Here is a 23658-nt window from a genome sequence, read left to right on the forward strand (position 1 = left end):
GGGGCGCAGGCCCCGGCTTTTTTGTTCGTCCAGCAAGAAGCAGGCGCGCCCTACTTGACCTGACTTTTGACGAAGTCCTTGACGATCGAGACAATGCCGCGCCCGAGCAGGCTGTCGAGCGCAGCTATCAGCACGTCGACATCGGCGCGGCTGCAGGTCAACGGCGGCAACAGGCGCACCACGTTGCGATTATATTCGGTGAAGGCGACCAGCACATCGTAGTCGCGCAGCAGCAACGCGCCGACAAAACCGGAGAGCGAGCCCTTGAGCTTGTCGTCGAGCACGCTGACTACCGGGCGCAACACCATCGGCAATGTCTGCGAGAAGTCGTGGAATTCGAGCCCTACCATCAGGCCCTGGCCACGCACTTCCTTGATGATCTTGGGGTACTTCGCCTGGAGTTCCTCAAGCCGCGCCAGAAGATAGGCACCGGTGGTGGCCGAGTTCTCGATCAGGCCCTCGTCATAGAGCACACTGAGCGTCTCGATTGCGGTGACGCAGCCCTCGCCGATGCCGCCGAAGGTCGCCATGGCATGGATCATCGCCGTCTTGGGCGTGCCATAGGCCTTCATGTAGACCTCGCGACGCGCGATCATCGCTGCCATTGCGGCTTTACCGCCGCCGAGCGACTTGGCGACCGCAGTGATGTCGGGCACCACATCATAGTGCTCGAAGGCGTAGAAGCGCCCCGAACGGCCAACGCCACATTGCACTTCGTCGGCAACCCAGATCACGCCGTATTTGTCGCAAAGGGCGCGCAGCTTTTGCCAGTATTCGGCCGGCGCCTTGTTGATACCGCCGCCGCCCTGGATGGTTTCGAGCACGATGGCTCCGATGGCTTTGTCGGAACGGAACGCGGCCTCGACCGCATCAATATCGCCAAAGGGCACGCGCACAGTGTTGTCGGTGAGCCTGAACTCACCGCGATAAAGCGCACCGTCCGTGACGGAGAGCACACCCTTGGTCTTTCCGTGGAACGAGTTCTCGGCATAGACGATCTTGGGACGCGCCGGACCCGCGGCACGTTCGGCGAGCTTCACCGCCGCTTCCATCGCCTCGGAGCCGGACGAGCCGAAAAACACCATGTCGAGATCGCCAGGCGAGATCTGCGCCAGATTGTAGGCAAGCGCCGACGCATATTGCGACATGAAGGCGATGCCGATCTCGTGGCGCTTCTCGTCCTGAAACTTCTTGCGCGCCTCGAGCACGCGCGGGTGATTGTGGCCGAGAGCGAGCGAACCGAAGCCGCCGAAGAAATCGAGGATCTTGCGGCCGTTCTGGTCGACGTAGTGCATGCCCTCGGCGCGTTCGATCTTGATCTTGTGGAAGCCGAGCAGCTTCATGAAATGCAGCTGGCCGGGATTGAGATGCGCCTTGAACAGGTCGGTCATCTTGGCGACGTCGAGCGCCTTGGCTTGCTCGACGGACATCAGGTTCGGCTTGGCGAGCTTTGCCGAAGTCATTGCCGGCGCCACAGCGACAGCATGCGAATGAGCCGTATCCGGCTTGGTGACCAGCGTCATGTTCATATCCTCTATTCGGCCGGGGCGTGCTGCGCGGCCGCAGCGACGCCGTCCTTCTTGGCGCGATATTCCTTGTAGGCGGCGATCAGCATGTCTTCGTCGCGATACTTCGGCACCCAGCCGAGCTGCCGCTCGCCCTTGGAAACGTCGAGCACACACTCTTCGTCGGCGATCAGATATTGCTCGGGATCCATGATCGGCATGTTCATCAGGTCGAGAAGGTCGAGCGTGCGCTTGACCGCCCAGGCGGGCGTCGGCAGCAGGATCGATTTCGAGCCGGCATGCTTGACCAGATCGCCCAGCAGCTTGCGCACCGGCGGCGGGTTGAGCGAACCAAGATTGTAGGCCTCGTTGGGTACGCCGGCCTTCCAGGCAAGGCGAGCGGCCTCCGCGCAGTCGAACACCGAGATGAACTGATACGGGTTCTTGCCCGAACCGATCATCGGAACCGGAAGATTCCAGTCGATCAGCTTGAACAGTTTTTCCAGGATGCCGAGCCGGCCCGGGCCGATGATCAGGCGTGGGCGAAACAGCGAAATGTTCATGCCGCGCGTCCGCCATTCGGCCGCCAGTTCCTCGGTCTTCTGTTTCGACCAGCCATATTCTCCAAGCGGCGCCACCGGATGCTCTTCGGTCATCGGCTGGGTTAGCGTGTGCCCGTAGATCATGTCGGTCGTGTAGTGGATCAGCTTTGGCGCGGCTGCATGATCCATCGCCTTGATGATGTTTTCGGTGCCGAAATAATTGACCGGGAAGAAGAAGTCGTGGCGCTTGGCCCTGACCTGCAGCGGCGACAGCATCTTGGCCGAGAGGTTGTAGACCATATCGTCAGCCTTGATACCGACGGCTGCGATCGCAGCCGGATCGGTAACGTCGCAATGGACGAAGCGCACGTTGCGGTAATGCGTGAGCTCGCTCTTGACTATGTCGGCAACAACAACTTCTTCGCCGTCGGCAATCAGTTTGGGCGCAAGATGACGACCGACGAAGCCGTCGCCGCCAAAAATGATATGTCTCATCGCAAAAGCTCGCTTGTCTTGGTGGATTCGGTCGAGGCCGCGGCGACAATTTCGCCACGGTCGCGGCCGCTCTGGGCGATCAGCACTGTGCCGACGCAGATGAAGGCGATGCCGGCGATGCGCCAGGCATTCAGGTCCTCATGGAAGACGAAGTAGGCAAACACCGCTACCGCCACATAGGCCAGGCTGAGGAAGGGATAGGCGAAGCTGAGTTCGACCTTGGACAGCACATAGAGGTGCGATGCCATCGAAATGACGAAGGTCAAAAGCCCGGCAAAGACCCAGGGGCTGAAGACGATCTGCAATATCTTGATAAGCGGATTGCTGCCTTCAAACGAAATTGGGCCGAGCGACATCATGCCCTGCTTGAGCATCAGCTGCGCTGCGGCATTGGTCATCACCGTGAAAAGGATGAAGAGTATGTATTTCATTGCTTTGCCCGTCCTTCGCATAGCCTAACGGCAAGCCACGAATATTCCGTGAAACTTTCCGAGTAATTTGAACTTTTCTCGCATTTCTCTGACAAACGCCGATCGTCTATTCGGCCGCCTGCGCCGTATTGCCATCGCGCCCACCAAGCCTTCCCGCGGTACGCGCCCAGAAATCCGACATGAAGGCGGGGTCTCGCATGGCCTCCAGCCGCTGCCAGTCCGGGAACGATGCGGCGAATGTTTCGGCCGACATGCGCGCGTCCTTGTAGGGATTGACCGCGCCACCCGCTCCCACAGTGATCCGGTCGAGCTCGGCAAGCAGTTCCAGTGTGCGCCGGCCGTGGTTCGGAAAATCGAGCGTCAAAGTGTAACCCGGGCGCGCGAAGGACAGCAGCGCCGGCGAACGCTGGGCGCCAAACCGCTTGAGCACGGTCAGGAACGAACCCTGCCCTGCCCGTTGCGCCGCCGCCAGCAACGCCGGAATGGTTTCGCGGGCTGCAGCCTCGGGAACGACGCTCTGGTGCTGGTAAAGCCCGTTGGGACCATAGAGCCGGTTCCAGTGCGCGACGCCGTCGAGTGGAAAGAAGAACTTCTGATGGCTCGACCGACTTTCGGCAAGACGACCGCGTCGCCAACCATAAGCAGCATTGAACAGTTTCAGGAACGGCCGGTTGAGCAAGGTCAGCGGCGGCTGGAACGGTACCGACAGCCTGGCCGCGCCGCTCGACGCTTTACGGGCACCAAGAGGAGCATGATTGCCGACCAGCAGCAGGCCGCGCCCCACGTGCTTGCCACTGGCGAGTTGGTCGATCCAGGCAACCGCATATTCATTGTCCGCATCCGCGGCTTCGGCCAGTTCGAAATACTCGCCTAGACAGCCGAACGGCTTGACCGTCTCGGCGATGTCGAGCGATGGCACGCGCATCAGACGGATGGCAGCGGACAAGATGACGCCCGTCAGCCCCATGCCGCCGATCGTTGCCCAAAACAGCCTTGAATTCTCGCTTGGCGAGCAGACATAGCGGCCATCAGAACGCAGCAGCACAAGACGTTCCACATGGCAGCCAAAACTGCCACGTCGGTGGTGGTTCTTACCATGCACATCGTTGGCGATGGCGCCGCCGAGCGTCACAAGCTGGGTGCCGGGCACTACGGCTGGGAAAAAGCCGTGCGGCGCAATGTAAGCAATTATGTCCGCGAGCAATGTGCCCGCCTCGGCATCAATCAATCCCGTCTCGGCATTGAAGGACAAAATACGATTGCACGGCCGCAAGTCGATGACAGCACCAGCACTGTTCTGGCAGCTGTCGCCGTAACTGCGGCCATTGCCGTAGGCAAGCAACGACGAGGCATGCGCCGCACCACTGGTTAAAAGCTCAGTCGCCTCGCCGATTTCGACGACCTGGCGCGCTCCCGGATTGGCGCGGCCGAAGCTCTGGTAGTCGGGGCGGCCCATCCTCACAATCCCGCCACCAAAAGCAGAGCCGCGCCGGCGAGAACCACGATCTGGCTGCGCCAGTCGCGAATGATGAAGACCACCGGGTCGTCATGCAGTTCGTCACGGCGGGCGAGTATCCAGACGCGCATGGTGAGATAGAGCACAATCGGTGCCAGCGGCCACACCAGCCATGGATGCTGGTAAAGTTCGCGCACCGCGCTGCTGTCGATGTAGAGGGCCAACACCAGCGCCGACGAAAAGGCCGCGGCCATGCCGGCCTGCGCGACGATCTCCTGGTCCTCGATGCGATAGCCGCGGCCAGCGATACGCTCGCCAACGCTGAGGCTGGATGAGCGCAGTTCGACATAACGTTTCACCAGCGCCAGCGACAGGAAGAAGAAGATCGAAAACGCCAGCAGCCAGAAAGAGGCATCGACGCCGGTTGCCGCAGTACCCGCCAGGATACGCAAGGTATAGAGCCCCGCGAGCATGAGCACGTCGATCAGCAGCATGCGCTTGACCGACAGCGAATAGGCGGTCGTGGAAACAAGATAAACGAGCAGCACGCCAACGAACTCGATCGTCGTGAAGGTTGCCGTCACAAGGCTGACGACCACCAGGATCGCAACCCAAGCGAGCCCGAACGGGATCGACAGCTTTCCGCTGGCAAATGGCCGTTCGCGCTTGGTCGGGTGCGCGCGATCAAGCGTCAGGTCAAAGAAGTCGTTGACGATGTAGATGGCAGATGCCGCCGCGCTGAACGAAAGGAAGGCCAGCACTGCCGGCACGAGCATGTCCAAGTTGAAATATTTGTGCGCCAGCACCAGCGGCACGGCAATCAGGACATTCTTGAGCCACTGGTGGACACGCAGCATCTTGAGGATACTGCGCCAGCTCGGCTTCTGGGCAGCGATCAACTCCGAGCTGTGGCTCACCTGCCAGCGCGCGGCGGCGCGGTCTGGCGCGACAACGATCGCCTCGCGCGCGGCGTCGAACACCTTGAGATCATGGCGGCTGTTGCCGGCATAGTCGAATCCGCCGTCGCCATATGCATCTACAAGCGCCTTGCGCTTGCGCTCGGCGGTCAGGTTTTCAGCACCGTCGCTGGCAAGGACCGCTTCGAACAAACCGAGATATCGGGCGATTGCTTCGGCAAACTTGCGCGGCGTGCCGGTGGCGAGAACGAGCCTACGACCATTGGCATGCTCTTCGCGCAGCCGCTGCAGAACCTCAGGCCGATAGGGCAGTGTTGCCGGATCGATGTCGACCGCCGCTGCAATCGCCTGCTTGAGCCGCGCCGGCCCCCTGAGCAGCCAAAACGGCACCATAAATATGTTGAGAGGGTTCTTTTTGAGAAGCGCAAACAAGCCTTCCCACAGCAGGTCCGTAGCGATCAGCGTGCCATCGAGATCGACCGCGAGCGGAATTGCCCTGTTTTCTGATCGCGCGTCCATAGAATTGCCTGCCCCTGCCCTGGCCGCACGGCGTGAACGCCCTGGCCCCCATATCTCGGCTATAACGCGAGGCATCATTCATGATGGTTAAGATAGTCAGCGGATGCTATGCTCGCATTGGACCTTTAGCCCTTCATGCTTAAGCAGATGTTAGCAGAACGCAGAAGAGGCCGAGCTTGTGCCCGGCCTCTACGATCAATTTCCAAGTGTTGGCTGGCAGAACTTACTTGATACGGGCAACGCCGCCTGAAATTTCTACTGTCTCAGCTCCGGTTAACGCTTCGCGGTCGCCATTAGGCATCGTCACAAAGCAGCCATTCGAGCAGAACTCGACAGTTTCGCCTGCGGCCAGCGCGAGTTCCGTCTTGGAACCGCCTTCCGTAACGATCAATGTGCGTGGCTCGGAATCGAGGTTTACCGCGCTCGCGGCATGCGCCGCGCCCGACATGGCCAGGAAGAGCGCACCCGTTGCGACAAGAAACCTGTTCATTCTGCACTCGGTGTTTCCACCGCCCCTGTTCATTTTCGCAAGGCATTTTCGCCGTTTGCAGGAGAGCTTATATGAGTTCGAAGCTGAACGGCAACTGAATGCCTTGTTCATGCCACAATTGCCCGGCGCGCGTCGCGCTTATTCTGGATCCGGCTTCTTGGACTTTCCTGGCTTGCGTCCAGCAGTGGCTTCGGCGGCACGCTTGCTTCGCGCCTCTTCCACTTCCGCCACCTGAGCTTCGACTTGCTCGTCGTCGGCCGGCCATTTCTCGGCGGGCTTGGTGTCATGCGCGCGAGCCGTCGAAGGGATATCGATATGCGCGCGAGCGAACGCGTCGATGACAGCAAAGCGGATATCGTTCTGGACAGTGTTGCTGCCCAGAAGGTCTGCCAGGAAGAACCGGATCTCGAATTCCAGTGCAGCTGGGCCGAAATTGGCGAACAGCACAAAGGGCTCCGGGTTCTTCAGAACCATCGGATGCGAACGCGCGATGTCGAGCATGATTTCATAGGCCCGCTTGACGTCGCTGTCGTAGGCGACGCCGACTTTGATGTCGACGCGCCCAAGCTTGTTGCGATGGGTCCAGTTGCCGACCGCGCTGTTGATCAGTTCCGAATTGGGCAGGATTACCGACTGGCGCTGGAAGGTCTCGATCTCGGTTGCGCGCACGCTGATCTTCTTGACCGTGCCCGATACCGCACCCGCAACGATCCAGTCGCCAACCTTGAATGGCCGCTCTGCTAGCAGGATCAGGCCGGACACAAAGTTGGAGACTACGTTCTGGAGGCCAAAGCCGATACCGAGGGAAAGGGCACCGGCAACAAGCGCCAGATTCGAAAGATCGATGCCCGCCGCCGAAATCGCAATCAGCCCTGCCAGCGCGACACCGGCATAGCCCACGGCCACGCGTATCGAATTGCGCACGCCGGCATCGACCTTGCCACGCGCCATCACAGAGCCGTCGAGCCAACCCTGGAACCATCGGGTCAGGAAATAGCCTAGCGCGAAGACGACGATGCCGGAGAGAATGCCGGCGGGCGAAAAATTGAAGCTGCCAATCTGGAAACCGGTGCCGATCCGGTAGAGCCAGGTGATCATGTCGCCCGGCTGGAACCCCCACTGAAACAGGATCAGCGGCACACCGACGACCAGCACCAGAAGGTTGATAACGATGCTGGTCACAAGACCGAGCTGATCGAGCGTCGTATCGTCGAGGGCAAACATCCTCTTGATACGGCGGCCGACGGTCGTCTTAATGAAGGCGTCTTCCTCGTTGATCGCCTGCGACGACAGGAAGCCGATATACATGGTGGCAAGGATCGCCCCTGTCACGACGATCTGCTGCGAAACAAAGCGCGCCAAGCCAATATAGCCGAGCAAGGCCGCCACTATGGTGACGCCGCCTAAGGTAAGCAGAACGTAGCGGATAAGGCGGGGCCAAGGCTTCGGACGGCCATCTTCATCGACGAATGGCTTGACCAGGCCAATCAGAACGACAAGCACACCGATGATGACGGTCGATGCGAGCGCTTCGCCCACCGTCAAAGCTACGGGTGAGCCCAGCACCTGATAGACAGAGCTCAGGAAGTAATCGAGGCCGGTGAAGAAGGCGGTGGCGATGATCAGCAGCATGAGCCAGCGCGCAGCGCCGCTCTCGACCGGTATCAGCCGCCAGTTCGGCAGCTTGGGCGAAAGCACGGCCATGCCCAGCCGCGAGACGAAGAAGACGATGGCGATGACGTAAAACAACGACGACAGCATCGAGCCGATGTCGCCGCGCAGCACCGCAAAATAGTCGAATAGAAAGTAGGTAACACCGAGGAAAACGACGAGCGCCGACGTCTGCATCAGAGTCGACCAAAAGGCCACCGAGAGCCTGCTGAGGTAGGATGGCTCCTCGACCCTCGAGTCAGCCTCGAAGAGCCGGCCGAACATGCGTCGTCCGCCGATGATGATGACGGCGGCGGCGGCCAAGGCACAAAAGGTCGCGGCCAGCATCGACTTGAGCTTGAAACTGACGACGAAACGGATCCAGGACGAGACGGTGCTGTAAAGATCAGTCATCTCGGCCTTGAAGGCCTGCATGACCTCGAAGGCCAAGGCAAAGTTGATTTCGTAGCGCTTGGTCAGGAGGTTCTGGAACAGGTGCCGACGTATTTCGGTAATCTGGCCGGTGAGCTTATCGATTCTGATCGACAGGTTCTCGGCAACACCGAGCACCGCATTGATCTCCGCTTTTTCAGCTGTCAGGTTTTCGCGCTCGCTGGTGACGACGGCAGCTTCAGGCGGCTTGCCTTCGGCCGGTGGCTTGCCAAGCTGCTCCAGGCGCGCGTTGATCTCGTTTAGGCGCGGGCGAAACGCAACGGCGCTTTGTAGCAAACTGCGCGACAGCTCCTCAAGCTGAAGTCGGATATCGACCAGTCCGGCATCATCCTCCGAATTCTCCTCCACCTTCTTTTGCAGCGCGTCGACCTTGCTGGCGAGGCTGGCGATGACCTCCTGCTGGTCGGCGATTACGCCGGCTGGTGCCTTGCCTAGATCCTGTGCGGTCGCCTGCGCCAGAAGCGCGGCGACGAGGAAGAACAAGGTGACGCCGATGCGCCGAACTGCGGAGAAAAACATGATTTGTCAGCGACTCTCTCGGTCTGTTTGCCAATTGGCAAGGCGGCCATTGATAAAGATGCTCATCCAGCCGGGCAAGCCGGAGCTAGGCTGGCTGATTCAAAAGTCGGCCTAACGAAAGGCAATGGCGGAATATTGGCTTTGAATTCTGGAAGCTGCCTATAGTGTCCGCACACAGCCCAAAGGATGATTTGCAGGATGGCGGAATATTCGGCCCTTTCGCTTCTGAAGAACGCGCTCAGCGGCAACCGTGATTGGAAGCCGGCCTGGCGCAAGGCGAGCCCGAAGCCATCGTATGACGTTGTCGTCATCGGCGGTGGCGGGCACGGCCTGTCAACGGCCTACTACCTCGCCAAGGAGCACGGCATCACCAATGTCGCTGTGCTTGAAAAGGGTTATCTCGGCTCTGGCAATGTCGGCCGCAATACGACCGCCGTTCGCTCCAACTATTTGCTTCCGCAGAATACCCGCTTCTACGAGCACTCGATGAAGATGTGGGAGAACCTCTCTCACGACCTCAACTACAATGTGATGTTTTCCCAGCGCGGCGTGCTCAACCTCGCCCATACGCCGGGCCAACTCGACGATCTGGCACGCAAAGGCAACGCCATGCGCCATCTCGGCGTCGACGCTGAACTGATGACGCCAGCCCAGATCGGCCGCCGCGTGCCCGGGCTCGACATGTCGCGATCGGCGCGCTTTCCGATCTATGGCGGGCTGATGCAAGAACGCGCCGGCACCGCCCGGCACGACGCCGTTGCCTGGGGCTATGCGCGAGGTGCCGACCGGCGCGGCGTCGACATCATCGAAAACTGTGAAGTCACAGGTTTCCTGCGCGATGGCGACCGGATTGTTGGCGTTACGTCAAACCGAGGCGAGATCCGCGCCAGGAAAGTCGCAGTGGCAGTTGCCGGCAGCACCGGACGCGTGATGCAACTTGCCGGCGTCGACAAGATGCCTATCGAAAGCCAGGTGCTGCAGGCCTTCGTGTCGGAATCGCTGAAGCCCTTCCTCGACACGGTGCTCACCTTCGGCATGGGCCATTTCTATGTCGGCCAGTCCGACAAGGGCGGCCTCGTCTATGGCGGCGACCTCGACGGCTACAATTCCTACGCCCAGCGCGGCAACCTGCCCATCGTCGAAGAGGTGATGAGCGAAATGGTGGCGTTGTTTCCGAGCTTGGCCCCGGTGCGCGTACTGCGCTCATGGGGCGGTGTCTGCGACATGTCGATGGACGGCTCGCCGATCATCACGACCGGCCCCCTGCCCGGCATGTATCTCAATTGCGGCTGGTGCTACGGCGGCTTCAAGGCAACGCCAGCTTCCGGCTTCTGCTTCGCCCACACCATCGCCAGGGACGCGCCGCACGAGTTGAGCGCGCCGTTTACGCTCGACCGGTTCAGCCGTGGCGCTGTCATCGACGACAAGGGCCAGGGTCCAACGCCACGGTTGCATTAGGGGTTCATATTCATGCTGATCACCTGCCCCTATTGCGGTCCGCGCGATGTGTCCGAATTCGCCTATCAGGGCGACGGCAATCGGAAACGCCCGGACCCGGCTTCGACTGATCCCGAAACCTGGAACGCCTATGTTTATGACCGGCTGAATCCGGCCGGCGCGCACAATGAAATCTGGCAGCATGCCGGCGGCTGCCGGGCACATCTTGCCGTCGTGCGCGATACGCTGACCCACGAAGTGTCGAGCGTGCGCTTTGCCCGTGAACATGGCGCGCCCACCCATGGCCGTCGCAAGTCGGGAGCCAAGGCATGAGCCCTCGCCGCACGCCATCGGGCGGCCGCATCGACCGGCTGCGTACCATCCGCTTCACTTTCGACGGCACCGCCTATGCCGGGCATCAGGGCGACACGCTCGCCTCCGCCCTGCTTTCCAACGGCGTTTCGCTGTTCGGCCGATCGTTCAAGTACCATCGCCCGCGCGGCGTTCTGACAGCGGGCATCGATGAGCCCAATGCCCTGGTAACCGTGCTGCGCGGCGACGTACGCGAACCCAACATTCCGGCCACCATGGTCGAGATTTATGAGGGCCTGGTCGCCGTCAGCCAGAACCGCTTCCCTTCGCTTGCCTACGACGTCAGCGCGATCAACCAGCTTGGCGGCAAGTTCATCTCGGCCGGCTTCTACTACAAGACCTTCATGGGTCCGGTGATCGGCCCGCTCAAGGGCACGAGATTCTGGATGCTCTGCGAAAAGATCATCCGCCGTGCTGCCGGTCTCGGCCGTGCCGGTAATGTGCCCGATCCATCCCGCTACGAGCGCATGAACGCGTTCTGTGACGTGCTCGTCGTCGGCTCAGGCCCAGCGGGACTTTCCGCAGCGCGCGAAGCAGCAACCTCGGGCGCTCGTGTCATCCTTGCCGAACTCGACCCGACTTTCGGCGGATCGGCCAACTGGTCGGGAGAGACCATCGATGGCGAACCGGCAATTGCGTGGGCGTCCGACATCGTCGGCGAACTCCGGGACCACGACAATGTCCGGCTGCTCAAGCGCACGACCGTATGGGGCTACTACGACGGCAATACGCTGGCGGCCATCGAACGCGTCGGCGACCACAAGGCAACGCCTGCCAAGGGCGCGCCGCGCCATCGCCACTGGACCATCCGGGCCAAGAATGTCGTGCTCGCCAGCGGCGCCTTCGAGCGCCCGCTGGTATTTGCCGGTAACGACCGACCCGGCGTGATGATGGCCAGTGCCGCCATGCGCTACGCAAATCAATATGGCGTGCTGCCGGGCGACAAGATCGTAGTTTTTGCCAACAACGACAGCGCCTATTCAGCCGCTGCTACTCTCAACAAGGCCGGCGCGACCATTGTCGCCATCGCCGACCTGCGCCAGGACGTCTCTGAAGACTGCCGCACGCTCGCTCGGGAATGCGGCGCCGAACTGCTCACCGGCCATGCGGTGATTGCGACCGAAGGCGCCAAGAAGCTTGCCGGCGTGAAGTTGGCCGCGTTTTCGATCGCCGCTGGCGTGTTGCCGGGCAACGCGCGCAAGATCGAAGCCGACTGCCTGATCGTCTCTGGCGGCTGGTCGCCGACCATTCATCTGGCCAGCCAGGCTGGCGCGCGACCTGTCTGGGACGACGATCTGCAAGCATTCCTGCCGCCAGAGTCGGGCAACGGCTGGTATGGCGCCGGGGGTTTCAACGGCACTTTCTCGACGGCTGACGCCATTTTGGAAGGCTTTGCCGCCGGTCGAAAGGCTGCTGGCCAACCAGAGGTCGAGATTGGAACGGCTCCTGATATCGAGCCGGCAGCGCTCGATCCGCGCCCAGCGCCAGTGTTCGAGATCAAGGCGAATGGCAAGGCGTTCGTCGACTACCAGCATGACGTGACCGCCGACGACGTGCGTCTCGCCCATCTCGAAGGCTTTGTCTCGGTCGAACATCTCAAGCGCTACACCACGCTCGGCATGGCGACCGACCAGGGCAAGGGTTCGAACGTGCCCGGTCTCGCCATCATGGCCGAGGCCGTGGGCAAGCCGATCCCGGAGGTCGGCACGACCCGCTTTCGCCCACCCTACGCGCCGGTCTCAGTCGGCTCGCTTGCCGCCGAGCGCTTTGGCGACCTCAAGCCCGATCGCCTGACGCCGATGCACGACTGGCACCTCGAAAACGGCGCGACGATGTACTCGGCCGGCCTGTGGCATCGTCCAATGATTTACGGCGAGCCCGGTGAGACCGTCGAGCAGGCCTATGTAAGAGAAGCGCAAACGACCCGCCAAGCGGCGGGAATCGTCGACGTCTCGACACTCGGCAAGATCGCCGTCCAGGGTCCGGACGCAGCCGAATTCCTCGACCGGGTCTACACCAACTTGTTTTCCACGCTGCCTGTCGGCAAGGCGCGCTATGGCCTGATGCTGCGCGAAGACGGTCTGGTTTTCGACGACGGCACCACATGGCGGCTCGGCGACAATGATTTCCTGATGACGACCACGACGGCCAACGCCGGCAAGGTCATGCAGCATCTCGAATACTTCCTCGACGTCGTATGGCCCGAGCTCAGGGTGCACCTGACCTCGGTCACCGACCAGTGGGCGGGTGCGGCGATCGGTGGGCCAAGGGCGCGTGAAATTCTCGCCGCCTGCGTCACAGGCACCAAGGTGGACAACGAGGCGTTGCCCTTCATGGGCATTGTCCACGGCGAGATTGCCGGCGCCCCCGTCCTGATCTGCCGCTTGTCCTTCTCCGGCGAGATGGCCTTCGAAGTCTATTCAGGTTCTGGCCACGGAACCCATGTCTGGGAAGCGCTCATCGAGGCGGGCGAGCCGTTCGGCATGGTGCCATACGGTCTCGAGGCATTGAGCACCATGCGCATCGAAAAGGGCCATGTGACTGGCGCCGAGATCGACGGCCGAACCTCGGCCCGCGACCTGCATCTCGGCTGGATGCTGTCGAAGAAAAAGCCCTTCATCGGCTCTGCGATGATGGACCGTGAAGGGCTTGTCGCCTCGGGCCGACTCGAACTGGTGGGGCTGATCTCGCTCGACAACCGGCCGCTCAATGGCGGCGCTCACATCGTGGCCGAGATCGACACGGACAACCCGCATGGTTCACTTGGTCACATCACCGCTGCCTGCTTCTCGCCCGCGCTTGGCAAGTATATCGCGCTGGCGCTGGTTTCCGGGGGTAAGGCGCGCCACGGCAAGCGCGCCCATGTTTCCGATCCGCTGCGCAACCGCTTCGGGCCGGTCGAGATCGTCAGCCACCACTTCTTCGACCCCGAAGGGAAGCGCATGCATGGTTGAACAGCTGTCACCGCTGGAGCCCGTATTCCGGGCCGGATCGCATGGCAATTTCGTCGATGGTATTGGCGTGACCCTCTCCGAGATCGCGCCTGGCTCCATTGTCCAGCTCGCGGCGTGGCCGGGCCAGGAAAAGAAGCTGATGGCAACGATCAACTCGGTCACCGCCCTGAAGCTCGCCGACGGCGCCGGCGCTGGCGCCTCGTCCGACCGTTATGCTGCGTTCGGTTTTGCGCCGGCCAAGTTTCTGGTTACCGACACGTCGGAGGGGCTAGCCGCGACCTTTGCCAAGGAGGTTCCCTCGGCAATCGGAACCGTGACCGACCTCTCACATGGGCGGACGGCTCTGCGCATCACGGGCGCGAAAGCGGAATGGGTCTTGGCAAAGCTTTTTGCCATAGATTTTTCGTCCGCAGCCTTTCCGCTGGGATCGGGCATCTCCACGACCCATCATGACATCTTCACCCAGATCCAGCGCAGCGGACCCGCCAGCTTCGATCTCTACGTCTTCCGCTCCTTCGCCCGATCGTTCTGGAAGATGCTGTGCCACGCTGCGGATGAGGTCGGCTACGAAGTAAGGTAACAGCCGGGAATGGCCATGCGGTGCTCAACGGAATAAAGTTCGCTTTGCCCTGTGCCATCGGGGCATTCTCGGTGTCGAAAGGGTGCCGGGTCATGGCGAGCAACGCGTTTCGCTTCGATGAAGCGTGGGAAATCCCCGAGGCATCGCCTCAACGGGTGTGGGAAGTGCTGGCCGATCCTGGCCTGCTGCCGCTTTGGTGGGGCGACGTATACAAGGCAGTTGAGAAGCTGACCTTTAGCCAAGAACCGACGGTCGGCGCCAAGGCAGGAGCCCGCGCCCGGGGCTTCCTGCCTTACGAGTTGAACTTTATTCTTGAAGCCGTCGAGTTGATCCCGGGAAAGGTCGTCGCCGTGAAAACGTCAGGCGATTTCGATGGCCATTGGCGGGCGGTGCTCACGCCGTTGGGTAATGGCACGCATGTGGCACTGACTTGGCAGGTTGTTGTCGAACGCCCGATCCTGCGGTTTCTCGCGCCATTGCTGCGTCCCGCATTTGCATGGAACCATCGCTGGACGACACCACGCGGCGAAGCGGGGCTGCGCCGCTATCTCGCTAAACGCGCTACCACCGACCCGTAGGCCAGTGTCGGCGCAACAAATTGGTTGGGAGGGAGATCGGAATGGAGTTCATCAATTCGCCAGAGGCCAAGGCACTAAAGCTACCGTTCAGCCAGGCGGTCCGCGTCGGCGAGGTGCTTTATCTGTCGGGCGCGCTCGGCAATCGGCCGGGATCGCTCGAACTTGTGCCCGGCGGCATGGAAGCGGAAGCGCGCCAGACGATGGAGAACATCGCAACGATGCTTGGGGAAAACGGGCTGGGCTTCGCTGACGTGTTCAAATGCACGATCATGCTCGCCGACATGTCCAAATGGGCGGACTTCAACAAGGTCTATATCGGCTACTTCGACCCGGATCGTTTGCCCGCACGCTCGGCGTTTGGCACGAATGGCCTCGCGCTCGGCGCGCAGGTGGAAATGGAATGCTGCGCCTATCTTGGCAAACGAACGGGCGCCTGACCTCGCCTCACTTCAAGAACTGAACCCATTCCTCCAAAGGCGCCCGGTCGGTGCGGAAGGTGCTCTCGGGCTTCGTCGTGTCCTCGTGGCCGAGCGCCATGCCGCAGACCACGACTTCCTCTTCGGGAATACCGAGCACAGGCCTGATCTGACGATGATAAGGTGCGAACGCCGCCTGCGGGCAGGTGTGCAGCCCCCGCGCGCGCGCTGCGATCATGATGTTCTGCAAGAACATGCCGTAGTCGATCCACGAGCCCTGGTTGAGCCTGCGGTCGATGGTGAAGATCATGCCGACAGGCGCATCGAAGAACACGAAGTTGCGGTCGTGCTGGGCGCGCATACGGTCGACGTCGCGCCGGCCGATGCCGAGCGTGCTGTAGAGCCCGAAGCCATTGGCGCGACGACGGCCGAGATATGGCTCGAAGAACTGGTCGGGATAATATTTGTATTCGTCCCACACTGCCTTTTCGGCCCGCACGCCTGAATTCAGGATGGCATCTGCGATACGTTCCTTGACCGCTCCGGTGGTCACATAGACCTTCCAGGGCTGCATATTGGTGCCAGAGGGCGCGCGCGCGGCAACGTCGAGAATTTCCCGGATGACGCTGTCCTCGACGGGAGTCGGCAAAAAGGCGCGCACCGAACGCCGCGATATGATCGCTTCGTCGACGATTTCAGTGTCAGTCATTTCGAGCGGTCTTTGCTCAGGTGCCAGCATTTACGGTCCCTTGGCCTCGATATTCTTCGAAACTGCCCCCGCCTCCCGTGCCGCCAGCCTTTGCACCGTCGCCAAGAGTCCCGCAAGCGAAACTTGCTCAATTATGAAAAAGCTCTTGAAAATTTCACGACGATGGCATTTCATGAAATTCAATAGTGATTTTTCACGAGGGTATCCGTGAGTCCTGCCAGCACCGTACGCAAGGAAGGCGATGTCGCCAGCGACCTGCTCGCCAACGACCTCAGGGCGCTGCGCAAGTCGCGCGGGCTGACACTTGCCGAGATCGCCCTCAAGCTCGGCCGATCGGTCGGCTGGGTCAGCCAGGTCGAGCGCGGGTTGTCGACGCCGTCGATCGGCGACCTCCGGGCCTTCGCCGAACTGTTTGGCGTGCCCATCAGCCTGTTTTTTGCCCACGAGGCCACGAACGAGGCAGAGCGAGGCGTGATTGTCCGCTCGGGTCGTCGGCGCACGCTCGGCAGCAGCGAATCCGGCCTTGTCGAGGAACTGCTGTCGCCCGACCTCGGCGGCAGCTTCGAGATGCTGCGCTCGATCTTCGCTCCAGGCGCCGGCATGGCCAAACCGGTGACACGTCCCACCGAAGAAGCTGGGTACGTCGTCTCGGGAAGCTTCGACATCGAGATCGACGGCACCTGGCACAGGCTTGGCGAAGGCGACAGCTTCCGCTTCGACCACAAACCGTTCCGATGGCGGAACCAGGGAAGCGTGGCGGCGGTGGTCATCTGGGTCGTGGCGCCGCCGGTCTATTGATCGCGCGCAAGGAGGAACAAGATATGGCTGATTTGCCGAGTACAGCGCGCGTGGTGATCATCGGTGGAGGCGCGGTCGGCGTCTCGTCGCTCTATCACCTGGCCAAGGCAGGCTGGACAGACTGCGTACTGCTTGAAAAGAACGAACTGACCTCAGGCTCGACCTGGCACGCCGCCGGCAACGTTCCGACCTTTTCCTCGTCCTGGTCGCTGATGAACATGCAGCGCTATTCGACCGAGCTCTATCGAGGCTTGGCGGCCGAAGTCGACTACCCGATGAACTACCACGTCACCGGCTCGTTGCGCTTGGCCCATCGCAAGGAGCGCATGCAGGAATTCCAGCGCGCCAAGGGCATGGGCCGCTACCAAGGCATGGACATCGAGGTCGTCGGCGTCGACGACATCAAGGCGCGCTATCCCTTTATCGAGACGCATGACCTCAAGGGCGCGCTCTACGATCCCAACGACGGCGACATCGATCCAGCGCAACTGACCCAGGCGCTGGCCAAGGGCGCACGCGATATGGGTGCCAAGATCATCCGTTTCTGCCCAGTGATATCGGTACGCCGCGAAAACGACGAATGGATCGTTTCCACCGAGCAAGGCGAGATCCGTTGCGAAAAGGTGGTCAACGCAGCCGGTTACCGCGCCGCCGAAGTGGGAAAGATGTTTGGCCGCGACGTGCCTATGATGGTGATGAGCCATCAATACATATTGTTCGACGAAATCCCCGAACTGGCAGCCTGGTCGCGCGAAGCGGGCAAAAAACTGCCGCTGCTGCGCGACGTCGACACCTCCTACTACCTGCGCCAGGAAAAGAACGGCATGAACCTCGGCCCCTATGAGCGCAACTGCCGCGCCCATTGGGCAACGCCTGACGACCAGATGCCCGCGGATTTTTCCTTCCAGCTCTACCCCGACGACCTGGAGCGGCTGGAGCACTATCTCGATGACGCCGTCCGCCGCGTGCCGATCTTGGGCACTGCCGGGGTGTCCAAGGTCATCAACGGGCCGATACCCTATGCGCCCGACGGCAACCCGCTGATCGGGCCGATGCCGGGCGTTCCCAACGCATTCGAGGCCTGCGTCTTCACCTTCGGCATCGCCCAGGCTGGTGGTGCTGGCAAGGTGCTGGCCGAATGGGTGACGCAAGGCGAAACCGAGTGGGACATGTGGTCCTGCGACCCTCGCCGCTTCACCTCGTTCGCCTCCGCTCCCGACTACGCGGTCGCCAAGGGCATGGAGGTCTACGGCCACGAATACGCCATCCACTTCCCCAGACACGCCTGGCCAGCGGCCCGCAATCGCAAGCTCTCGCCCATCCACGACCGGATCGCCGCTCTCGGCGCTCAGTTCAACGCCTACAATGGCTGGGAACGCGCTACCTGGTACGCAAAGCCGGGCGACGACCTGTCTGGGGAATCGACCCAGACTTTTGCCCGCTCAGGCCCATGGGAAAAGCGCATCCGCGAGGAATGCCTTGCCGTGCGCGATGCCGCCGGCATTCTCGACCTGCCCGGCTTCTCGCGTTTCCGCCTGCACGGGCCAGGAGCACGCACCTGGCTCGCGACCATGATCACCGGCGTTGTCCCCAGACCAGGCAAGATCGGCCTTGGCTATTTCGCCGACAATGCCGGCCGCATCGTCACCGAGATGTCGATCCTTGCGCTGGACGACGACTATTTCGTCCTGATCACGGCAGCCGTGGCCGAATGGCACGATTTCGAGTGGCTGCGGAAACACCTGCCCGAAGCTTCTGAAATCGCCGTCGAAAACGCCACTGAAAGCTTGTCGTGCCAGATCCTTGCGGGTCCCAATACGCGCAAGATCCTGGCGGAGGTCACAGAGGCCGACTTGACGCTGCCCTGGCTTTCGCACCAGTCGTGTCACATCGCGGGACGCTGGTGCCAACTCGTGCGCGTCTCCTTTGCCGGCGAACTCGGCTGGGAAATCCACACCAAGGTCGAGGACACGGCGGCGGTGTTCGACGCCGTCTGGGCAGCGGGCCAGAAGCACGGCTTAAAACCCTTCGGCATGTTCGCCCTCGATTCACTCAGGCTCGAAAAAGGTTATCGCGCGTGGAAGGGCGATCTTTCGACCGACTACACCATTCTGCAAGGCGGTCTCGAGCGCTTCGTCAAATGGGACAAGCCGGAATTTCGCGGCAAGGCAGCCCTGCTCAGCGAAAAGCAGCAAGGTGTTTCGAAGCGCTTTGTCACACTCACGATCGACAAACCGGGCGACTGCGACGCGCCCTACATGTCGACGCTCTGGCACAATGGCTCAATTGTCGGTGAGACCACGTCAGGAGGATGGGGCCACAGGGTGGACAAATCGATCGCGCTGGGCATGCTGCGTGCCGATCTGGCCGTGCCGGGCGTTACCATCGAAGTCGAGATTTTCGGGGAGCGCTTCAGCGCCACGGTCCAGCAGGACAAGCCCTTGTGGGATCCCGAAAACGAAAGGCTACGCGCATAATGTCCCTTCCCTTCCCCGATCGCGACTTTGGCGCCTTCATGTTCGACATGGACGGCACCATCCTGAGTTCGATCGCCTCCACCGAGCGCGTCTGGACCGCATGGGCGATCAAGCACGGGCTCGACGTCGAAAGCTTCCTGCCGACCATCCACGGCGTTCGCGCGTATGAGACCATTTCCCGGTTGAACCTGCCCGGCATCGACTTGATGACCGAGATCGAGGAATTGACGCAGGCCGAGTTCGACGACGTCGACGGCATTGAACCGATCCATGGCGCCTTCAACTTCCTCAACGCCCTGCCCGCCGACCGTTGGGCGATCGTGACCTCGGCGCCGCGCCGACTGGCGCTGCGCAGGCTGGAAGCCGCCGGCCTGCCCATTCCCCGCACCATGGTTACCGGCGAGGAAGTCGCCAACGGCAAGCCGGCGCCCGACTGCTTCCTGCTCGGCGCCGAGCGGCTTGGCCAGCGGGCTCAGGATTGCCTGGTGTTCGAGGACGCGCCGGCAGGCATCCGCGCCGCCGAAGCAGCGGGCGCGAAAGTGCTGGTCATCACAGCCACGCACAATCACGCCGGCGGCACCTCGCATCCGTCTGTTCCGGGCTATGGCGCCCTGACGCCCCGCTTCGACAGCGCAAGCAGGCTGACGCTCACCGGCTTGGCGTCCTTGCAGCACGTGGGAGCCTGAGATGCCAAAACCATCCTCCCGCATTTCCGGCATCGTCCCCTCGGGCAAGGACGGCTGGGAAGTACATTTCGCCGCCATGACCCGCCAGCAGGCCGGCGAAGACATCATCATGTTGTCGGTCGGAGATCATGACTTCGACACGCCCTCCGAGACTGTCGAGGCCTGCGTGGCGGCGGTTCGTGCCGGCCACCACCATTACACCCAGCTCTCGGGCCTGCCGCGCCTGCGCGCCGCAATGGCAAGGATCTCGACCCGCTGCACTGGCGTCGACACCCCTCTTTCCGAGATCATTGCCACGCCGGGCGGCCAGGCAGCACTTTATGCCGCCGTGCAGGCGACGCACGATCCGGGCGACCATGCTGTGGTCGTGGCACCCTACTACGCCACCTATCCCGGCACCTTCCGGGCCGCTGGCGCCAGCTACACGGTGGTCGAGGCCCACGCTGCCGACGGCTTCCAGCCGCGCGCTTTCGAGATCGAAAGGGCACTCAAGCCGAACACCCGCTCGATCCTGATCAACACGCCCAACAACCCGACAGGCGCAATTTATTCGCGCAAATGCCTGGAAGACATCGCCGAGCTATGCATCCGCCGCGACCTCTGGCTTTTGTCCGATGAAGTCTACTGGACGCTCGGCGGCGGCGAGCATGTCTCGCCCCGCGCCTTGCCCGGCATGGCCGAACGGACGCTTGTCATCAACTCGATGTCCAAGAGCCATGGCATGACCGGTTGGCGCCTTGGCTGGCTGACCGCGCCGGCCGATCTCGTCTCGCTGGTCATCAACCTCAACCTCGTCACTACCTATGGACTGACCGACTTCGTCAGCCGGGCGGCGATCGAGGCGCTAGAGAACGACTACGGTGTCGAGCAGATAGCAAGGACCTATGCCGCCCGCCGCACGCTGTTCCTCGACCAGATGCGCGGATTGAACAACGTCACAGTGCGCGGCTCCGAGGGCGGCATGTATGTCATGCTCGACGTCAGCGCCATTGAGCCCGACTGCGAGAAGTTCGCCTGGGACCTGCTTGATTCCGAAAGGGTCGCGGTCATGCCGGGCGTGAGCTTCGGCGAAGCCGCCGCAGGCCATATCCGCATCAGCCTGTGCCAGCCCGACGACGTGCTGAGGGAGGCCGCCGGCCGCCTGAGGCGCTTCGCCACCAGCTACGAGAGATCAGCCGCATGACCGAAATCCCCGCCCGTGCCCGCGCCGTCATCATCGGCGGCGGCGTGTCCGGCTGCTCCGTCGCCTATCATCTGGCGAAGCTCGGCTGGACCGACATCGTGCTTCTGGAGCGTAAGCAGCTCACGTCAGGCACGACATGGCATGCGGCGGGGTTGATCGGGCAGTTGCGGGCGTCGCAGAACATGACGCGGTTGGCGAAGTATTCGGCCGATCTCTACGTCAAGCTCGAGGAAGAAACCGGGGTTGCCACGGGCATGCGCCAGGTCGGCTCCATCACGGTGGCGCTGACCGAAGAGCGCAAGCACGAGATCTACCGCCAGGCCTCTCTTGCGCGCGCCTTCAATGTCGACGTTCGCGAGATTTCCCCCAGTGAAGTCAAGGAGATGTACCCGCATCTCAACGTGTCCGACGTGGTCGGCGCGGTGCATTTGCCGCTCGACGGCCAATGCGACCCAGCCAACATCGCCATGGCCTTGGCCAAGGGCGCACGCCAGCGCGGCGCGAGGATTATCGAGAACGTCAAGGTATCAAAGGTCCACACCCAAAACGGTCGCGTGTCAGGCGTGTCGTGGGCGCAAGGCACTGAACAGGGCACGATCGAGACCGACATCGTCATCAACTGCGCCGGCATGTGGGCGCGCGAATTAGGCGCGCAGAACGGCGTCACCATTCCGCTGCATGCCTGCGAGCACTTCTACCTCGTCACCGAAGCCATCCCCGGTCTGGGCCGCCTGCCCGTGCTGCGCGTGCCCGACGAATGCGCCTACTACAAGGAAGACGCCGGCAAGATGATGCTCGGCGCCTTCGAGCCGGTGGCAAAACCCTGGGGCATGGACGGCATCCGCGAGGATTTCTGCTTCGACCAGTTGCCCGAGGACATGGACCATTTCGCGCCGATCCTCGAAATGGGCGTGAACCGCATGCCGATGCTGGAAACCGCCGGCATCCACACCTTCTTCAACGGCCCCGAGAGTTTTACCCCCGACGACCGCTATTATCTCGGCGAAGCGCCTGAGGTTGGCGGCTACTGGGTCGCCGCAGGCTACAATTCCATTGGCATCGTCTCCTCGGGAGGCGCCGGCATGGCGCTGGCGCAGTGGATCCACGACGGCGAAGCACCCTTCGATCTCTGGGAAGTCGACATCCGCCGCGCCCAGCCATTCCAGAAGAACCGCAGCTACCTGAAAGCGCGTGTTTCCGAAACGCTCGGCCTGCTCTACGCCGACCATTTCCCCTATCGCCAGATGGCAACGTCGCGGAATATCAGGCGTTCGCCGCTGCACGAGCACCTCAAGGCGCGCGGTGCGGTGTTCGGCGAAGTCGCCGGCTGGGAGCGCGCCAACTGGTTTGCCCGCGACGGACAGGAGCACGAGTACAAATACTCCTGGAAGCGGCAGAACTGGTTCGACAACCAGCGCGACGAGCACCTCGCCGTGCGCAACGGCGTCGGCCTGTTCGACATGACCTCTTTCGGCAAGATCCGCATCGAGGGCCGCGAGGCGCTGGACTACCTCCAGCGCCTTTGCGCCAACGATATGGACGTCGAGCCGGGCAAGATCGTCTACACCCAGATGCTCAACCAGCGCGCCGGCATCGAAAGCGACCTGACCGTCACCCGCCTGTCGCCAACGGCATTTTTGGCCGTTGTTCCCGGAGCCACGCTGCAACGCGACCTTGCCTGGTTCCGCAAGCACCTCGGCGACGAGTTCGTGGTCATTACCGATGTGACGGCGTCGGAAAGCGTGCTTTGCCTGATGGGGCCAAAGTCGCGTGAACTGATCCAAAAAGTCAGCCCCAACGATTTCTCCAACGACAAGAATCCGTTCGGCACCTGGCAGGAAATCGAGATCGGCATGGGTCTCGCCCGCGCCCACCGCGTCACCTATGTCGGCGAACTCGGCTGGGAACTCTATATCCCGACCGACCAGGCTGCCCATGTATTCGAAGCCATAAACGAAGCCGGCACTGACCTCGGCCTGAAGCTCTGCGGCCTGCACACGCTCGATTCGTGTCGCATCGAAAAAGCCTTCCGTCATTTTGGCCACGACATCACCGACGAGGACCATGTTCTGGAAGCCGGGCTCGGCTTTGCAGTGAAATCAGGCAAGGGCAAATTCATCGGCCGCGACGCGGTACTTCGCAAGCGCGAAGCCGGCTTCTCGCGCCGGCTCGTTCAGTTCCGCCTGACGAACCCCGAGCCGCTGCTCTTCCACAACGAGGCGATCGTGCGCGACGGCAAGATCGTCGGCACGATCACCTCAGGCAACTACGGCCACCATCTCGGCGGCGCCGTGGGCCTCGGCTATGTGCCATGCGCCAACGAAACGGAGGCCGACGTGCTCGGCTCGCCCTACGAGATCGAGATCGCCGGCGAACGCTTCGCGGCGGAAGCTTCCTTGAAACCGATGTACGATCCCAAGTCCGAACGTGTGCGGATGTAGCCACCCCTTACAAAAGGCGCTGCGCTGACTTATTCAGTCGAATGGGATTT

Annotated in this window: 19 protein-coding genes; 11 read left to right on the plus strand and 8 right to left on the minus strand. The window is 61.9% G+C overall.

Annotated features, from left to right (window positions below):
• Positions 1-50 precede the first annotated feature (50 nt).
• From C8K44_RS13755 to C8K44_RS13785, 7 genes are all read right to left on the minus strand, one after another.
• A complete protein-coding gene (locus tag C8K44_RS13755) occupies positions 51-1463 on the minus strand; it encodes an aspartate aminotransferase family protein (protein WP_245417481.1) in 1413 nt (470 codons plus the stop codon).
• Between the two features lie 71 nt (positions 1464-1534).
• Entirely contained in the window at positions 1535-2542 is a 1008-nt protein-coding gene (locus C8K44_RS13760) for an NAD(P)-dependent oxidoreductase (RefSeq protein WP_109576355.1), read from the minus strand.
• Positions 2539-2973, minus strand: coding sequence for an EamA family transporter (locus C8K44_RS13765; protein ID WP_109576356.1), 435 nt, complete (start codon positions 2971-2973; stop codon positions 2539-2541). Before C8K44_RS13765 ends, C8K44_RS13760 begins: the two co-directional genes overlap by 4 nt.
• A 106-nt stretch (positions 2974-3079) precedes the next feature.
• The gene (locus C8K44_RS13770) at positions 3080-4429 is read right to left on the minus strand and encodes an FAD-binding oxidoreductase (RefSeq protein ID WP_109576357.1); all 1350 of its coding nucleotides are present in this window, start codon (positions 4427-4429) and stop codon (positions 3080-3082) included.
• A gap of 2 nt (positions 4430-4431) precedes the next feature.
• Positions 4432-5865 (minus strand): UbiA family prenyltransferase, encoded by a 1434-nt coding sequence (locus C8K44_RS13775; protein WP_109576358.1) that lies wholly within the window; start codon positions 5863-5865, stop codon positions 4432-4434.
• A gap of 223 nt (positions 5866-6088) precedes the next feature.
• Positions 6089-6355: a hypothetical protein gene (locus tag C8K44_RS13780; RefSeq protein ID WP_109576359.1), complete on the minus strand. Its 267-nt coding sequence runs from the start codon at positions 6353-6355 to the stop codon at positions 6089-6091.
• Between the two features lie 138 nt (positions 6356-6493).
• Positions 6494-8977, minus strand: a complete 2484-nt coding sequence (locus C8K44_RS13785; RefSeq protein WP_109576360.1) for a mechanosensitive ion channel family protein — start codon at positions 8975-8977, stop codon at positions 6494-6496.
• Positions 8978-9175: 198 nt separating this feature from the next.
• Between C8K44_RS13785 and C8K44_RS13790 the strand changes: the two genes are divergently transcribed.
• The 6 genes from C8K44_RS13790 to C8K44_RS13815 all read left to right on the plus strand — a co-directional run bounded on the left by C8K44_RS13790 (position 9176) and on the right by C8K44_RS13815 (position 15335).
• On the plus strand, positions 9176-10435 hold the full coding sequence (locus C8K44_RS13790) for a sarcosine oxidase subunit beta family protein (RefSeq protein WP_109576361.1): 1260 nt from the start codon (positions 9176-9178) through the stop codon (positions 10433-10435).
• Positions 10436-10447: 12 nt separating this feature from the next.
• Entirely contained in the window at positions 10448-10747 is a 300-nt protein-coding gene (locus C8K44_RS13795; RefSeq protein WP_109576362.1) for a sarcosine oxidase subunit delta family protein, read from the plus strand.
• Positions 10744-13740, plus strand: a complete 2997-nt coding sequence (locus C8K44_RS13800) for a sarcosine oxidase subunit alpha (protein ID WP_109576363.1) — start codon at positions 10744-10746, stop codon at positions 13738-13740. The genes C8K44_RS13795 and C8K44_RS13800 overlap by 4 nt, the downstream gene beginning before the upstream one ends.
• Complete coding sequence (gene soxG / locus C8K44_RS13805; RefSeq protein ID WP_109576364.1) at positions 13733-14320, plus strand: sarcosine oxidase subunit gamma family protein; 588 nt, start codon at positions 13733-13735, stop codon at positions 14318-14320. The genes C8K44_RS13800 and soxG overlap by 8 nt, the downstream gene beginning before the upstream one ends.
• 92 nt (positions 14321-14412) lie before the next feature.
• Positions 14413-14898: an SRPBCC family protein gene (locus tag C8K44_RS13810; RefSeq protein ID WP_109576365.1), complete on the plus strand. Its 486-nt coding sequence runs from the start codon at positions 14413-14415 to the stop codon at positions 14896-14898.
• Positions 14899-14939: 41 nt separating this feature from the next.
• Positions 14940-15335: a RidA family protein gene (locus C8K44_RS13815; RefSeq protein WP_109576366.1), complete on the plus strand. Its 396-nt coding sequence runs from the start codon at positions 14940-14942 to the stop codon at positions 15333-15335.
• 7 nt (positions 15336-15342) lie between these two features.
• On the opposite strand, the gene C8K44_RS13820 is transcribed toward C8K44_RS13815, so the two are convergent.
• Positions 15343-16053 carry a nitroreductase gene (locus C8K44_RS13820; protein ID WP_199227090.1) on the minus strand — a complete coding sequence of 237 codons (711 nt, stop codon included), beginning with the start codon at positions 16051-16053 and terminating at the stop codon, positions 15343-15345.
• A 177-nt stretch (positions 16054-16230) separates the two neighbouring features.
• Here C8K44_RS13820 and C8K44_RS13825 point away from each other — a divergent pair, with 177 nt between their 5' ends.
• Genes C8K44_RS13825 through C8K44_RS13845 form a run of 5 tightly spaced genes read left to right on the plus strand, consistent with a single transcriptional unit; the run spans position 16231 to position 23608 of the window.
• Positions 16231-16821, plus strand: coding sequence for an XRE family transcriptional regulator (locus C8K44_RS13825; RefSeq protein WP_199227091.1), 591 nt, complete (start codon positions 16231-16233; stop codon positions 16819-16821).
• A gap of 23 nt (positions 16822-16844) precedes the next feature.
• Positions 16845-19298 (plus strand): FAD-dependent oxidoreductase, encoded by a 2454-nt coding sequence (locus C8K44_RS13830; protein ID WP_109576457.1) that lies wholly within the window; start codon positions 16845-16847, stop codon positions 19296-19298.
• A complete protein-coding gene (locus C8K44_RS13835) occupies positions 19298-19984 on the plus strand; it encodes an HAD-IA family hydrolase (protein ID WP_109576367.1) in 687 nt (228 codons plus the stop codon). The genes C8K44_RS13830 and C8K44_RS13835 overlap by 1 nt, the downstream gene beginning before the upstream one ends.
• 1 nt (position 19985) lies before the next feature.
• Positions 19986-21167, plus strand: coding sequence for a pyridoxal phosphate-dependent aminotransferase (locus C8K44_RS13840; protein ID WP_109576368.1), 1182 nt, complete (start codon positions 19986-19988; stop codon positions 21165-21167).
• Positions 21164-23608: an FAD-dependent oxidoreductase gene (locus C8K44_RS13845; protein ID WP_109576369.1), complete on the plus strand. Its 2445-nt coding sequence runs from the start codon at positions 21164-21166 to the stop codon at positions 23606-23608. Before C8K44_RS13840 ends, C8K44_RS13845 begins: the two co-directional genes overlap by 4 nt.
• Positions 23609-23658: the final 50 nt, after the last annotated feature.

The organism is Aminobacter sp. AP02 (genome assembly GCF_003148805.1).
Lineage (GTDB): Bacteria > Pseudomonadota > Alphaproteobacteria > Rhizobiales > Rhizobiaceae > Aminobacter.

What these genes read in the sequence shown, in the direction of transcription:
- C8K44_RS13755 (WP_245417481.1), bottom strand. Translation starts at nt 1,463, where the DNA reads ATGACTTCGGCAAAGCTCGCCAAGCCGAACCTGATGTCCGTCGAGCAA.
- C8K44_RS13760 (WP_109576355.1), bottom strand. Translation starts at nt 2,542, where the DNA reads ATGAGACATATCATTTTTGGCGGCGACGGCTTCGTCGGTCGTCATCTT.
- C8K44_RS13765 (WP_109576356.1), bottom strand. Translation starts at nt 2,973, where the DNA reads ATGAAATACATACTCTTCATCCTTTTCACGGTGATGACCAATGCCGCA.
- C8K44_RS13770 (WP_109576357.1), bottom strand. Translation starts at nt 4,429, where the DNA reads ATGGGCCGCCCCGACTACCAGAGCTTCGGCCGCGCCAATCCGGGAGCG.
- C8K44_RS13775 (WP_109576358.1), bottom strand. Translation starts at nt 5,865, where the DNA reads ATGGACGCGCGATCAGAAAACAGGGCAATTCCGCTCGCGGTCGATCTC.
- C8K44_RS13780 (WP_109576359.1), bottom strand. Translation starts at nt 6,355, where the DNA reads ATGAACAGGTTTCTTGTCGCAACGGGTGCGCTCTTCCTGGCCATGTCG.
- C8K44_RS13785 (WP_109576360.1), bottom strand. Translation starts at nt 8,977, where the DNA reads ATGTTTTTCTCCGCAGTTCGGCGCATCGGCGTCACCTTGTTCTTCCTC.
- C8K44_RS13790 (WP_109576361.1), top strand. Translation starts at nt 9,176, where the DNA reads ATGGCGGAATATTCGGCCCTTTCGCTTCTGAAGAACGCGCTCAGCGGC.
- C8K44_RS13795 (WP_109576362.1), top strand. Translation starts at nt 10,448, where the DNA reads ATGCTGATCACCTGCCCCTATTGCGGTCCGCGCGATGTGTCCGAATTC.
- C8K44_RS13800 (WP_109576363.1), top strand. Translation starts at nt 10,744, where the DNA reads ATGAGCCCTCGCCGCACGCCATCGGGCGGCCGCATCGACCGGCTGCGT.
- soxG (WP_109576364.1), top strand. Translation starts at nt 13,733, where the DNA reads ATGGTTGAACAGCTGTCACCGCTGGAGCCCGTATTCCGGGCCGGATCG.
- C8K44_RS13810 (WP_109576365.1), top strand. Translation starts at nt 14,413, where the DNA reads ATGGCGAGCAACGCGTTTCGCTTCGATGAAGCGTGGGAAATCCCCGAG.
- C8K44_RS13815 (WP_109576366.1), top strand. Translation starts at nt 14,940, where the DNA reads ATGGAGTTCATCAATTCGCCAGAGGCCAAGGCACTAAAGCTACCGTTC.
- C8K44_RS13820 (WP_199227090.1), bottom strand. Translation starts at nt 16,053, where the DNA reads ATGCTGGCACCTGAGCAAAGACCGCTCGAAATGACTGACACTGAAATC.
- C8K44_RS13830 (WP_109576457.1), top strand. Translation starts at nt 16,845, where the DNA reads ATGGCTGATTTGCCGAGTACAGCGCGCGTGGTGATCATCGGTGGAGGC.
- C8K44_RS13835 (WP_109576367.1), top strand. Translation starts at nt 19,298, where the DNA reads ATGTCCCTTCCCTTCCCCGATCGCGACTTTGGCGCCTTCATGTTCGAC.
- C8K44_RS13840 (WP_109576368.1), top strand. Translation starts at nt 19,986, where the DNA reads ATGCCAAAACCATCCTCCCGCATTTCCGGCATCGTCCCCTCGGGCAAG.
- C8K44_RS13845 (WP_109576369.1), top strand. Translation starts at nt 21,164, where the DNA reads ATGACCGAAATCCCCGCCCGTGCCCGCGCCGTCATCATCGGCGGCGGC.